We start from the raw sequence: 13,310 nt of genomic DNA, 5'->3' as shown, positions 1-13,310 counted from the left end.
TGTCAGACGCGCAACCGGCAAACAGATGCCTTATGTGGCGTGATATTTAAGCATCAATGGATGCGGCCAAGCAGTTAAAAATTAAGGGTATTTCTGAAATATTTTAGCATCAATGGATGCGAGGAATATTGACATCAGGACTTGAGCCAACATCAATGAAATTGATTAAATCAGAAGTTTGAGTTCGATACAAGTAGCAGGGGTATCTAGGTTGCGCGATTTTCAACGAGTGTTAAGGGAGGTTTAAAGGTGGTTCAAAACCTTCCGAACTTAGATTTTCAAAACCCTGCGACCCGCGACCGTATTCAAAACCAACCGTTCCCATTTTCAAAATCAAGCGGCGCGCTACACCCTGCATGCCAGGCATATTCCAATCGGTCACGACAAAGTCAAAATCGCCTTTTTGCAACATAGGCAAGGCAGTCGAACCGTCATCTGCTTCCTGAGTGTTATTAAAACCCAAGTCTCTCAACAAGTTCTTGATGATGCGTCTCATTGTTGAGAAGTCGTCAACAACGAGAATCTTCATATTCTTGTCCAAGGTTTCCTCCGCGGAGCTGTTTTTATATTGCTCATGTAATCGTTATATTTTGGTCCAATGCTTGAGTTTAGCTTTGAGTCTGAGCATCGCCTGGCTGTGTATCTGGCTAACTCGGGATTCGCTGACATCAAGTACGGCACCGATCTCTTTTAAATTTAATGCTTCGTCATAATATAACGACAAAACTAATCCATCTCTTTCTGGCAGTAATTTAATCGCCTCGACGAGGGCCTCGTGGAACTGTGTCTCTGCCAGTGACTCAAATGCGTCGTCCTGATGATCGTCTTCCTGTCTTACTACATCGACCGATACACCAAGATCTTCAATTCCAACTACTTTCCCGACAGAAACATCATTAAGAATATGATGGTACTCATCGAGCGTCATATCAAGTCGATCCGCAATTTCATTGTCTTTTGCGTCACGTCCAAGTTCTTGTTCTAGCTCGTCAATCACCTGTGCTATGCGTCGCTGATTACGGTGAACCGACCTGGGTACCCAGTCTCCACGGCGGATCTCGTCGAGCATAGAGCCGCGAATACGGATACCGGCGAAGGTTTCAAACTTGGCGCCCTTGCTGCCATCGAACTTGGCCGAGGCTTCGAGCAGGCCCATCATACCTGCTTGTAACAGATCATCCAATTGCACCGAGGCGGGTAGACGAGCGAGTAAATGGTGAGCAATCCTTTTTACCAACGGTGCATACTGTTCGACAATAGAAGCTTTGTTATCTAAACAAGTATACGCAGCGGCTTTACTCACTCGTACGATCCTCTTGATATTCGGGACGTTGAACCAATCGCTCTACAAAGAACTCCAGGTGTCCGCCCGGTTGTTGTGGCACTGGCCAGCTAATAATCTTATTCGCCAGGCCATGGTAAGCAATTGACGCCGGCGACTTAGGAAATGCCTCGACGATCAATTTTTGTTTACGAACTGATTTGCGAAGGTTTTCATCGAAGGGGATAGTCGCAACCAGCTCCAGGGCCACGTCGAGAAAACGGTCGGTTACCTTGCTAAGTTTAGCAAACAACTCCATCCCTTCTCGCAAACTTCTGACCATATTTGCCACAATCTTAAATCTGAATACACCGTGCTCACGGCTAAGAATCTTAATCAAAGCATAGGCATCGGTAATAGAGGTCGGCTCGTCGCACACCACAACCAACACATCTTGAGAAGCGCGAGAGAAGCTGAGCACCATGTCTGAGATGCCTGCCGCGGTATCGACCACCAGGATATCAAACTGGGTCTTCATCTCGCTGAAGGCACGGATCAGGCCCGCATGCTGGGCCGGTGTCAGCTCGACCATGGCCTGGGTGCCAGAAGTGGCTGGAATAATGCCAATCCCCTTTGGACCGCGTACGATAATATCGTCAAGGTCGGCGTCTCCAGATAATACGTGGGAGAGATTGCGCTCGGCTCTCAGGCCCAACATGACATCGACGTTGGCTAGCCCCAAGTCGGCATCGAGCACAAGCACACGCTTGCCCTTCTCGGCCAGGGAGACGGCGGTATTGATCGATACGCTGGTTTTACCTACGCCACCCTTACCACCGGTTACGGCAATTACTTTTACTTTTTCGTTATATGGTTGATTCATCATACGTAAACCGCTTGCTTGATCCCGACTCATTATATTACTCAAATGCGTAGGCCTGTTCATATGACCTTTCGTTATTCTGTATTGGTTGCACTTTCTTTTCGAGTACCGACAAAGCCTTGTTGGCTAAGGCTAAGGTGTCGGCTACTTGCATATCTTCTGGCACTCTTTGTCCATCGGTGACATAACTCAAAGGTAATCCACTTTGAATCAACACACTCAACGCCGGTGCCAAGGCCACTGATTCATCTAATTTGGTCAAAATCGCACCGGATAATGGAATCCGGGTAAACTGCGCGACGGCATCTTCAAGCACTCTTCTTTGACTTGTAGATGACAGTACCAGATAACTGCGAATAGGTAATCTGCTATTTGCAGTTAAATTATCAAGTTGCTGGAACAATCTCACATCTCTCTGTCCCATGCCCGCCGTATCTATCAATACTAGCTTGCGATTGCGGAACTGATAAAGAATTTGTTCCAACTCATTGAGATCATGAGCTTGCTTGACCGGGCACCCCATTATTTTGCCATAGGTTGCCAGCTGCTCATAGGCTCCAATGCGATAATGATCGGTAGTAATGAGTGCAACTTGATCTGAACCATGCTGTGCGGCGAATCGAGCGGCTAATTTTGCGACACTCGTCGTCTTACCCACACCAGTTGGGCCGACAAAGGCGACCACACCGCCCTGACGAACGATGTCGTCCCCTTGGTTGTCGAGCATGTTCGCCAAGCTGCGTGGTAAGGCCTTCACCAGATCCGCCGGCACATAATGCTCGCTCAAGGCCGATAACTTGGCGGCGACCTCAGGGCTAAACTCGGCGTCCAGCAGGCGACTCTCTAGCATGGCGCCGACTGGATCCAGACGACTCTTCTGCTCGGTCAGCAGTGAGGTCACTTGATGTGTCAGTAGGTTGCGAAGTGATGCCAGCTCCTCACGCATAGACTCGAGTTCGCAGCCGGCCGGCGCGCTCTTATCGCGCTTTGCACGGTTAAAATTCTGGCTCTCATGTGTGTTGGCATGGGGATTAGCCTGCATGCTGCCATGCATATTAGGCGCTGCCATCTCATCGCTTGGCGCCTTCAATCCCTGGGCCCAGGCAGGCATCTCGAGTGCTTCATTCGATTGGCTTAGCTGCTGACTGACGCGATTTTGTTGACGCTCGAGCAGAGCCTGCAGCGAATCGGCCACGGGTGATGGCTGTTTTTTTGACTCTGCCTTGATAGGTTGACGACCGATAGAGACCTTCTCCTCGGCAAGGTCGAGAAAGCTAGGTGATAGAGGCGCCGTATCGCTCGACTTCGCCGCGCTAGGCTTAGGTTCGTCGTAGTCGACCGCCGCGACGATCTCGATACCGCCGGTAACTTTCTTGTTCGACATGATCACCGCATCCGAACCTAATGTCTCTTTCACCTGGGCCAATGCAGAGCGCATATCTTTTGCCAAAAAACGTTTTATTTTCACTTAAATACCCTCTACTGGCCGACCGCTGATACGATGCGAATTTGTTTCTCATCAGGCACCTCTTGGTAAGAGATCACCCGCAGATTTGGAATCGTATGTTTAACAAAACGCGACAGCGTCGAACGTAACATACCCGATGTCAGTAGGATGGCTGGTTGGCCCACCATCTCCTGACGCTGGGATGCGTCGAGTAACGACTTTTGCATCCTCTCGGCAAGGCTAGGTTCGATATTCGGCCCCTCGCCTCCCGTTGCCTGCATAGACTGATGCAACATCTGTTCCAATTCAGGCGCCAAAGTAATGACAGGAATTTCCGGCTCTGGGCCGCTTATTTCTTGAACAATCATGCGTTTAAGTGCAATACGTACCGCGGCGGTAAGCACCTCCGTATCGTTACTCTTAGGCCCGTACTCGAGTAGCGTCTGAACTATGGTTTTCAGGTCGCGGATCGACACGCCTTCGTTAAGCAGGTTCTGCATCACCTTGACCACAGTGCCCAGCGGCAAGACATCGGGAATGAAGCCACTGACCAGCTTAGGCGAATGCTTGGCCAGCATATCCATCAGCTGCTGCACCTCTTCGTAGCCCAGCAACTTGGAGGCGTTATTGGTTAACAGCTGACTCAGGTGAGTCGCCACTACGGTGGCGGCATCCACCACGGTATAACCTAGCGTCTGAGCATGTTCTCTGAGCTCAGGGGCGATCCACACAGCTTCCAAGCCGAAGGCGGGATCTGTGGTCTCGACACCATCAAGTTTGCCGTAGACCTGACCTGGGTTGATGGCCAGTTCACAATCGTGACGAATATCCGCCTCACCAGAGGCCACGCCCATCAGGGAGATACGATAGGTGTTTGGCGCGAGATCTAGATTATCGCGAATATGCACGGCGGGCACCAAGAAGCCCAGCTCTTGGGAGAGCTTCTTACGCACGCCCTTGATACGTCCCAGCAGCTCACCACCCTGGCCCTTATCCACCAGCGGGATCAGACGATAGCCCACCTCCAGACCAATGGTGTCCACCTGCTGCACATCATCCCAGCTAAGCTCTTTAGGCTTGGCATCGCCGGGAGTCGCAGGTGAGGTCTTAGCGATCTCCAAGGCGCGTTGTCTGTCGAGATCTTTCTTACGATGCAGAAAATAGGCACCGCCCGCGGTGATCAGGCCAAAGCTGAGAAAAGCGAAATGCGGCATGCCAGGCACTATGCCCATAGTCAGCAGGACGCCCGCGGCGATAGCCAGCGACTTAGGGTTGTCGAACATCTGGCTCATCACCATCTGTCCCATGTCGCCAGATTCATTCTGACGGGTCACCATCAAGGCCGCCGCGATGGAGAGCAAGAGGCCAGGGATCTGCGCCACCAGGCCGTCACCGATTGTCAACAGAGTGTAGATCTCGACCGCAGAGGAGAAGTCCAGCCCATGCTGCGCCATACCTATGACGAAGCCGCCCAGGATGTTGATCACCAGAATCATGATGCCGGCGATGGCATCCCCTTTTACAAACTTGGAGGCACCATCCATCGCACCGTAGAAATCGGCTTCCTTGGTTACTTCGGCGCGGCGAATACGGGCCTGATCCTGATTAAGGATCCCGGCGTTAAGGTCGGCGTCGATTGCCATCTGTTTACCTGGCATGGCATCCAGGGTAAAGCGAGCACTCACCTCAGAGATACGTCCGGCCCCCTTGGTGACCACGGCGAAGTTGATGATGATCAGGATAAGAAACACCACCAGACCCACGGCATAGTTACCGCCAATCACCACAGAGCCGAAGGCCTCAATCACCTTACCGGCAGCGTCGCCACCGTTGTGCCCCTCGAGCAAGACGATACGGGTCGAGGCGACGTTAAGCGCCAGACGCAGCAAGGTAGCAACCAGCAGCACAGTGGGAAAGGCAGCAAAATCCAGGGGGCGGTCGGTATAGATGGCCACTAGCAAGACCACCAGGGCCAAGGCGATATTAAAAGAGAACAGGATATCCAGCAGGAAGGCTGGCATGGGCAAGACGATCATCGCCAGCGCCGCAAGCACCAATATGGGCGTACCTATCCCTTTAAAATTGGCGGGTTTTACCTGTTTTATCTGACCGAGCGTTGCTTTCAAATCCATCAATCTAGCGCCTGAACTTTGACATCTAGCAAGGATTCAGCAAAAAGTACGCCAACTTAAGGCCGGCTTAGTTCGCAGCGACTCGAGCGGATAACAAACGAACAAATATCAAACAGTACAGACGCAAATTAAGAGTTAACCAGCTTAAAGCGTTAGTATTTTAGCTCATCTGGGATAGGCTGATTAATAGGGATAGGTGTCGGACGCTTACCACCTTTTTGCTGATACTGACGCAGCTGAAACACATAGGCCAGTACCTGGGCCACGGCGGTAAACAGCCCCTCCGGGATCTCCTGATCTATCTTAGTGGTGTGATAGATGGCCCTGGCCAGTGGCGGCGCCGAGACGATAGCGACATCATGCTCGCGGGCGATCTCACGAATCTTAAAGGCGACATCATCCACCCCTTTGGCAAGCACATAGGGCGCGGCAGCCTTGGTCACATCATACTTCACCGCCACGGCGTAATGTTCTGGGTTGACGACGATAACGTCGGCATTGGGCACCTCTGCCATCATACGCCGCTGCGCCATCTCACGCTGCATCTGACGCACCCGGCCTTTCATTTCCGGCTGCCCCTCGGTGTCCTTGTACTCATCCTTGATCTCCTGCTTGGTCATCCTCAGCTGTTTGTTATGGTTCCAGATCTGAAACGGCACATCGATCACCACGATAATCACGGTAGAGGAGCAGAGCACGATAAACATCCACACCAGCAGATCCAGCGCGTTATAGACGTTGCCCGGCAAATGCCCCTGGGACAGGGTAAGAATATCGGTGAAATAGTAGCTGAGCAAAAGATAAGCCATCAGGGCCACCACGGAGAACTTGGCGATCCCCTTGGTCAACTCCACCAGGGCCTGCACCCCGAACATACGCTTAAAGCCGCTAATGGGGTTCATCTTATTGCCCTTAGGCATGAACGCCTTAGCGGAGAAGGTGATCCCGCCGAGCACCACGTTACCCAGAAAAGCAACGAAGGCAAGAAACAGCACAAAGCTGGCCATAGGGATCGCCAGCTCCTTGAAGACCATCATCCAGATATTGAACAGACTATTGGTGTCGTAGATCTCCTGCCTGCTTATGGTAAACAGGTTCGTCATCACGCTCATCAACGACTGGCCCAAGCTCGGCCCTATGACGGCAAATCCCACCGCCGCCGACATCAACACAGCAGAGGTGCCCAGCTCCTTAGATCGGGCGACCTGCCCCTTCTCTCGCGCCTGTTCGCGTCGCCTGGGGGTCGCCTCTTCGGTCTTCTCCTGACTGGTATCGTTATCGGCCATCAGAAGCTCCCAGCAGTGCTACATTGCAGCTGCACCAGATCGCACAGCAACAACTGGGCCGAACGCCAGACCTCGTCGAAATGCGCCATGATAGGCGTCAAGGTCAACCAGAGAATAATCAAACCACTTACCATGGTCACGGGGAAACCGATGGCGAAGATGTTAAGCTGCGGCGAGGCGCGGGTCATCACCCCGAAAGAGAGGTTGATCAGCAAGAGCGCCACAATCGCCGAAATAGACATGGTCAGCGCCGCGCCGAACATATAGGCGCCCCAGTCCGCCAGACGCCGATAGCTGGCGATGCTTATTCCTTGCATAGACACGGGAATGGTATCGAAGCTGGCCACCAACATGCGGATCATCACCAGATGACCATCCACCGCCAGGAAGATCATGGTGGTCAGCAGTAAGAAGAAGTTACCGATAACCGGGGTCTGCTGGCCTGATCCGGGGTCCACCATGGAGGCGAAACCTAAGCTGGTCTGCATGCCAATGATCTGCCCGGTCAACACGAAGGTCTGCATGATAAGTAGGGTAACAAAGCCCATGGCGACGCCAATCAAGATCTGCTGCACGGTCACGAACACGGCGCCTAATGAAAATAGCTCGACCTCGGTATTGACCGGCAACATGGGAGCGATGGCGAAGGTGATTGCCACCGAGAGCAGCAGGCGCACCCGAGTCGGTGTGGTATTGGCGCCAAATACCGCCATCACCATCAACATGCTCGACACTCGAAACAGCGGCCACATATAGGCCGACAGCGTCTGCATGATTGTCGATAGCAAGATCTCCATCTCAGCGACGCTCGATAGCCGGACGGGCGCGGCGCTTCATGGCTAGCCCACCACCTGGGGGATAAGATTCACCATCTGCAAGAAAAACTCCATCATGGTCTGAACCAGCAGATGGCCTAAGATCATCAGGGCGAAGAGTGTGGTTAACAGACGCGGCAGGAAGCTCAGGGTCTGCTCGTTAATCGAGGTCGCCGCCTGAAACACAGCCACCACCAGACCGACCACCAGCCCGGGCACGATGATCATCGACACTATGGTCACGATAACCGATAGGGCTTCACGAAAGATGTCGATGAGGGCTTCGGGTGTCATAACGGCTCCTAGATCCCAAAACTGTTGGCCAGGGTGCCCATCACCAGGCTCCAGCCATCCACCAACACAAACAACATGATCTTAAAGGGCAAGGAGACGATCATCGGCGACAGCATCATCATACCCATGGCCATCAGGATACTGGCCACCACGAGATCAAGCACCAGGAAGGGCACAAACAACATGAAGCCTATCTGGAAGGCAGTCTTGAGTTCACTGGTGATAAAGGCCGGGATCAGCACGCTCATGGGCGCATCTTCCGGAGATTGAATATTCTGATAGCCAGAGATCTCGACAAAGGTCTCCAAATCCGTGAGCCGGGTCTGGGCCAACATAAAGGCCCGCAGCGGCTCCTTGCCCTTGTCATAGGCCTGCTCTATGGTCATGGTCTCGTCGATATAGGGCTTGACCGCCTGGTCGTAGATCTTGTCGAACACGGGCGCCATGATGAAGAAGGTCATAAACAGACTCATGCCGATCAGCACCTGATTCGACGGCGTCTGCTGCAGGCCGATCGCCTGGCGCAGAATCGACAGCACCACTATGATGCGGGTAAACGAGGTCAGCATGATGACCATGGCGGGCAGAAAACTCAGCGCCGTCATCAGCAGCAATATCTGCATGGTCACCGAATATTGGGTCGAGCCATCGGCGCCTGTGGTGACAGTTACCGCGGGGAGAATCCCATCCTGGGCCAGTGCCAGTTGCGGCGCCATCACGGCCAGAAGTAGCAAGAGTGGGGTCAAGATCCGTTTCATGATTTTTATTGGGTTCATGACTGTGATGACTTTGCCTGACGCAGACGGCTGGCAAAGGAGTCCTGTTCTATGGTGATAGGGGTATCGAGTTTATCGATAAGCGAAACCTGCTGCGGCGTGACCCCCAGCAGGTATTGTTGGCCATCGACCTCGACCAACACCATCTTCTCTCTCTGCCCCAGCGGCGTGACCGCCAGAGTCTTAAGCACGCCATGGGAACTGGGCACAAGCTTGAGGCGCTTGACCAGGTAGGCGAGCAGGAAGATCAAGGCGATCACCACCAGTAAGCCACCCAGCATATTGGTCATGGTGGCCAATGCCGACTCTCGCTCACCGGTTACCTGAGTAGTCGTCGCGGCGGCCGCAACGGCCATCAAGGATGAGATCCCCATAGGCCTTCCTTATTTGAGTTTCTTAATACGCTCGGTTTGGCTGATAACGTCGGTGAGACGAATACCAAACTTGTCGTTGACCACCACCACTTCACCGTGGGCGATGAGGGTACCGTTTACCATCACATCCAGCGGCTCACCGGCCACCCGGTCAAGCTCCACCACAGATCCCTGGTTGAGCTGCAGCAGGTTACGAATATTGATGAAGCTGCGGCCCACCTCCATGGAGATGGTCACAGGAATATCCATGATGGTATCGAGTTTGGCCGCTTCCTCTTCGGTCAGCGGCTTTGAGCTATCGGCCAGCTCGTCGAGTTCGACCGCCTGAGCCTCCTCCAGCGCCTGTTCGGCCATGGCTGCGGCCCAATCGTCACCTGTATCTTCTGTGCTCATTGATTTCTACCTTAAACGCATTCCATTAAATATTGTTGAGATCCCGAGACTTACTCTTCTTAGTCACAAGTTGTAGCTCAGTCTTTACCGTCTCGGGCCGTGGGATCTTCTCCCGGATATTCAGGGCCAGATTCTCACGCGAACGCCCCAGCTTACAGCGATAGGTGGGCAGGTCCTCGACCCGCAGCACGATATATTCGGGCATCTCCACCGGAATAATGTCGCCGGCCTTAAAGCCCATCACATCCTTCAGCGAGATCTCTTTCTCGACTATGGTGGCATCCAGGCCCACCTCGACGTCCATGATCTCATCCTTCAGGGCCTGAGACCATCGCATATCGGTATCTTGAGTATCGCTCTGTACCCCGGCATCAAGCAGTTCACGAATCGGCTCGATCATCGAATATGGCATGGTGATATGGAAATCACCGCCGCCACCGTCCACCTCGATGTGGAAAGAGCTCACCACCACCACCTCGGTCGGGCTGACGATATTGGCCATCGCCGGGTTCACCTCGGAGTCGAGATAATCGAACTCGACATCCATCACAGGCGCCCAGGCTTCCTTATAATCTTCGAAGATGATCTTCAAAAGCAGCTGCACGATACGCCGTTCGGTGGGAGTAAATTCCCGCCCTTCGATCTTGGCGTGAAAACGACCGTCGCCGCCGAAGAAGTTATCCACCAGGATAAACACCAGACGGGCTTCCATGGTGATCAGCGCAGTCCCCTTCAAGGGACTGAAACGCACCATATTCAGGCTTGTCGGTACAAACAGGGTGTGGACATATTCGCCAAACTTGAGCATCTGCACGCCGTTGATCGACACCTCGGCCGCGCGGCGCATCATGTTAAACATGCTGATCCTCAAGTGGCGGGCAAAACGCTCGTTGACGATCTCCAGGGTCGGCATACGACCACGGACGATACGATCTTGCGATGAAAAGTCATAGGCGCGCGCATCGAGCGCGTCACTCACCTCTTCCTCTTCGACGTCGTCGACACCATGAAGTAGCGCATCAATTTCGTCTTGGCTTAATAGATCACTCACAATATCGTCCTATCATACTTGTTAGCTTATAAATCACCGGCATTACTGCATCACGAAGCCGGTAAACAGCACCTTTTCAACCACTTTACGTCCGGTCACAGGTTGCAGGGTATTTTGCACATTCAGCAGGGCCAACTGGCGCAGCTCATCCTTACCGGCAAGGGAGCTGAGCTTCTGCACATCGGCGCTACTAAAGGTGGTCAGCAGCGCATCCTCGATAAGCGGAATATGCTTCTTGATCAAGACGTCATCGTCAGAGCCACGCACCATGAGCTGCACCTTGATCTCCACCAGACGGGAGCGATTCTGCCCAGGCAGGTTAAACAGGAAGGGTCTCGGCATCCCCACATAGAAGGCTTCACGGCTGTTTGCCGGCTCGCTCTGCTCGGTTTGCTCCCCTTCGGCCATGGTCTCATCACTCGGCTCATCGCCCGACAGCAACAACCAGGCACCCACGCCCAGCAAGACCACCAAGAGTGCACCAATGGCCGCAAAGATAATGAGCTTCTTCTTGCTCTTAGGCTCTACATTCTCTTCAAGTTCTAACGATTCTTCTTCCGCCATCTCTTATCCCTATCACACTCGGCTCACACTCAGCATCGTCATGATTTTTAGCGCATATCAAACGATTGGGCAATCATACCAACCTATAGGTTACCTGCTTACGCGTAATAATCTATACCCGAACGATAACTTGTTGTGTTATTCGACACTAACAGGCTCTCTTCTGCCGAAATTTCATCCATCTCAGACAGACCATGGCCCACTCCCTCGCCTTGCTCGCCATTGCCGCCCTGCTCTTTACCGCCTTGAGAGACGTTGCTGTCGGTCAGCTGCATCCCCTGCTCGGCCAGTAGCTCCCGCAGACGTGGAATGGCCTGCTCAACCAGATCCCGCGTCTGAGTCTGGGTCACATGAAATTGCACCTGGGTCTGGTCACCCTGCACCTGAACTCGAACCATCATGTGGCCAAGCTCCGGCGGATCCAGACGAATCTCGGCCTGCTGTACGCCTTGGCTCACCATGGCCACCAGCTGCTGACGCATCACGGGCGAGAACTTATGGATCATCTCCTGCATCTGTGTCACAGGTTCGCCCTGAGGCTTGATAGAGACTTGATATTGCGGGAGGGCCTCATTTCTTGCGCCTTGCAAGCCCTGCAGCGATAAGGCGTTTAGCTTAGTATCTGCTGCGGCATCAGGCATTTCACCGGCCTTTGGCGACATGGTCACCGCTAGGCTAGCCCCCTTCAGCAGCTCCTGCGCAGCTTTGCCGTCGCGGCCCTCCGCGGCCGAGGTCATCTTCAACTCGCCATTTTGTGCCTGCTCGGCGGCAAGCTTGCCGTCTGCTAGCTTATGCTCACTAAACTTTGCTTCACCAACCTTGGCTTCACCCAATATGACTTTCGCGCCCTTCTCATTAACGGCACCATTCACGCCGCTCGCGTTATTGGCCGAGGTTAGGCCTGCTTGACTAAACTCAATCTGATTTAACCCAACCTGATTTAGTCCCGCCTGACTGGCCCCGCCTGCGCCTTGTGAAGGCTCAACTTTAGATGTTGCTAGGTTCGTCTGCGACTGACTCGCCATGGCCGAGAGACATTGCTTGGCGTCATTAATAAGTGCCGCCAGCTTGGCAGCATCACTCTCTAGCGCCTCGGCTTGACCAGGCTCACCATTTCCAGACTTATTCTTACCCGCTATGCCATGTATAAGCCCTTCTAGCATCTGCGGCGGTAAGGCCGTCAGCTCATCCTTGGACAAACCGGTTTGCGCCATCACCTCACTTAAAGCATTTTCGGGAAGCTGAGCCAATATCGCCTCGCTCCCCAGGCCATTTGGATTGATGACAGGTAAGATATGATCATCTCCGGCGCCGGGTTTAAGCAGCTTATCTATGCCCTCTAAGGCCGCTTTTTCGGTATCGACCTTATCTTTAGCCCCTTTTACAAAGGTAGGAAACAGCTCATTGTCGGCAGATGATTCACCATCAGCGTCACCCGGCGGCAAAATGACGCCGTCGGCGGCAATCTCCGCCTCATCCCCCAGCTTGTTCGCCAGATGGATCTGCGCCAGCACGTTGGAGACATCGTCGCTCTCTTTGTTCTGCGTGGGCGCCTTCTCCTGCTTAGCATCGGCATTAGCAGTGTTATCGCGTTGAGCCGTGTTTTCGACCTGGGACTGCGGGCGCGTTTTTGCCTGTGAGTTCACCTCACCCTGACCGCTCGCCTTAGCCAAAGCCTCTGAAAAACCTTTGTTTTCTGACTTAAACTCTGCGGTCGATTTCGCATCTGATGCGCTGGGCAACACCCCGCCCTTCTCTTTGCCGGGCTCGACATTAGATAGGAGTATTTGGGTCATCTGTGGCATGCTTCCTCCAACGCTCATCTAGGGCACGACAATGTCACGTGCCACCCGAGCGTCAATTATTCGCTAAGCTTTGGACTCATTGGCCCTTACTACTCAATATCTAGCAATAAAAATGCCAAGTTAATTATACCAATCCTAGTAAATAGCTGATCATGCTAGCTTGTTAAAATGCCCGATAACGGCGTTATTATTTTTGATTGTAAAATAACTACTTATCGAAAGATCATGC

General features: G+C 53.0%; 13 protein-coding genes and 1 pseudogene. All 14 read right to left on the bottom strand.

Going from position 1 to position 13,310, the window contains the following annotated elements:
* Positions 1-346: 346 nt before the first annotated feature.
* Positions 347-541, bottom strand: a pseudogene (locus AYI87_RS18950) (response regulator); the annotation flags it as partial.
* Between the two features lie 42 nt (positions 542-583).
* Entirely contained in the window at positions 584-1,303 is a 720-nt protein-coding gene (locus AYI87_RS18945) for an RNA polymerase sigma factor FliA (protein ID WP_011865184.1), read from the bottom strand.
* A complete protein-coding gene (locus AYI87_RS18940) occupies positions 1,296-2,177 on the bottom strand; it encodes a MinD/ParA family protein (protein WP_041406542.1) in 882 nt (293 codons plus the stop codon). Before AYI87_RS18940 ends, AYI87_RS18945 begins: the two co-directional genes overlap by 8 nt.
* Positions 2,178-2,181: 4 nt before the next feature.
* Positions 2,182-3,612 (bottom strand): flagellar biosynthesis protein FlhF, encoded by a 1,431-nt coding sequence (gene flhF / locus AYI87_RS18935; RefSeq protein WP_144204213.1) that lies wholly within the window; start codon positions 3,610-3,612, stop codon positions 2,182-2,184.
* A gap of 11 nt (positions 3,613-3,623) precedes the next feature.
* Positions 3,624-5,723: a flagellar biosynthesis protein FlhA gene (gene flhA, locus AYI87_RS18930; protein WP_144204212.1), complete on the bottom strand. Its 2,100-nt coding sequence runs from the start codon at positions 5,721-5,723 to the stop codon at positions 3,624-3,626.
* A gap of 152 nt (positions 5,724-5,875) precedes the next feature.
* Entirely contained in the window at positions 5,876-7,009 is a 1,134-nt protein-coding gene (flhB, locus tag AYI87_RS18925; RefSeq protein ID WP_144204211.1) for a flagellar biosynthesis protein FlhB, read from the bottom strand.
* On the bottom strand, positions 7,009-7,806 hold the full coding sequence (fliR, locus tag AYI87_RS18920; protein ID WP_144204210.1) for a flagellar biosynthetic protein FliR: 798 nt from the start codon (positions 7,804-7,806) through the stop codon (positions 7,009-7,011). Before fliR ends, flhB begins: the two co-directional genes overlap by 1 nt.
* Positions 7,807-7,848: 42 nt before the next feature.
* Positions 7,849-8,118 (bottom strand): flagellar biosynthesis protein FliQ, encoded by a 270-nt coding sequence (gene fliQ, locus AYI87_RS18915; protein ID WP_011865178.1) that lies wholly within the window; start codon positions 8,116-8,118, stop codon positions 7,849-7,851.
* A gap of 8 nt (positions 8,119-8,126) precedes the next feature.
* A complete protein-coding gene (fliP, locus tag AYI87_RS18910) occupies positions 8,127-8,879 on the bottom strand; it encodes a flagellar type III secretion system pore protein FliP (RefSeq protein WP_144204215.1) in 753 nt (250 codons plus the stop codon).
* 11 nt (positions 8,880-8,890) lie between these two features.
* A complete protein-coding gene (gene fliO / locus AYI87_RS18905; RefSeq protein ID WP_398351595.1) occupies positions 8,891-9,250 on the bottom strand; it encodes a flagellar biosynthetic protein FliO in 360 nt (119 codons plus the stop codon).
* 27 nt (positions 9,251-9,277) lie between these two features.
* Positions 9,278-9,661, bottom strand: coding sequence for a flagellar motor switch protein FliN (gene fliN / locus AYI87_RS18900; RefSeq protein ID WP_011865175.1), 384 nt, complete (start codon positions 9,659-9,661; stop codon positions 9,278-9,280).
* A 25-nt stretch (positions 9,662-9,686) separates the two neighbouring features.
* On the bottom strand, positions 9,687-10,712 hold the full coding sequence (gene fliM, locus AYI87_RS18895; protein ID WP_011865174.1) for a flagellar motor switch protein FliM: 1,026 nt from the start codon (positions 10,710-10,712) through the stop codon (positions 9,687-9,689).
* A gap of 42 nt (positions 10,713-10,754) precedes the next feature.
* Complete coding sequence (fliL, locus tag AYI87_RS18890; RefSeq protein WP_144204209.1) at positions 10,755-11,276, bottom strand: flagellar basal body-associated protein FliL; 522 nt, start codon at positions 11,274-11,276, stop codon at positions 10,755-10,757.
* A gap of 98 nt (positions 11,277-11,374) precedes the next feature.
* Positions 11,375-13,072: a flagellar hook-length control protein FliK gene (locus tag AYI87_RS18885; protein ID WP_260865186.1), complete on the bottom strand. Its 1,698-nt coding sequence runs from the start codon at positions 13,070-13,072 to the stop codon at positions 11,375-11,377.
* Positions 13,073-13,310 lie beyond the last annotated feature (238 nt).

Origin of the sequence: Shewanella sp. KCT, from assembly GCF_007636505.1 — a bacterium.
Lineage (GTDB): Bacteria > Pseudomonadota > Gammaproteobacteria > Enterobacterales > Shewanellaceae > Shewanella > Shewanella halotolerans.
Note: the sequence above shows the minus strand (reverse complement) of the source record. Positions and strands in the feature narration are given on the sequence as shown.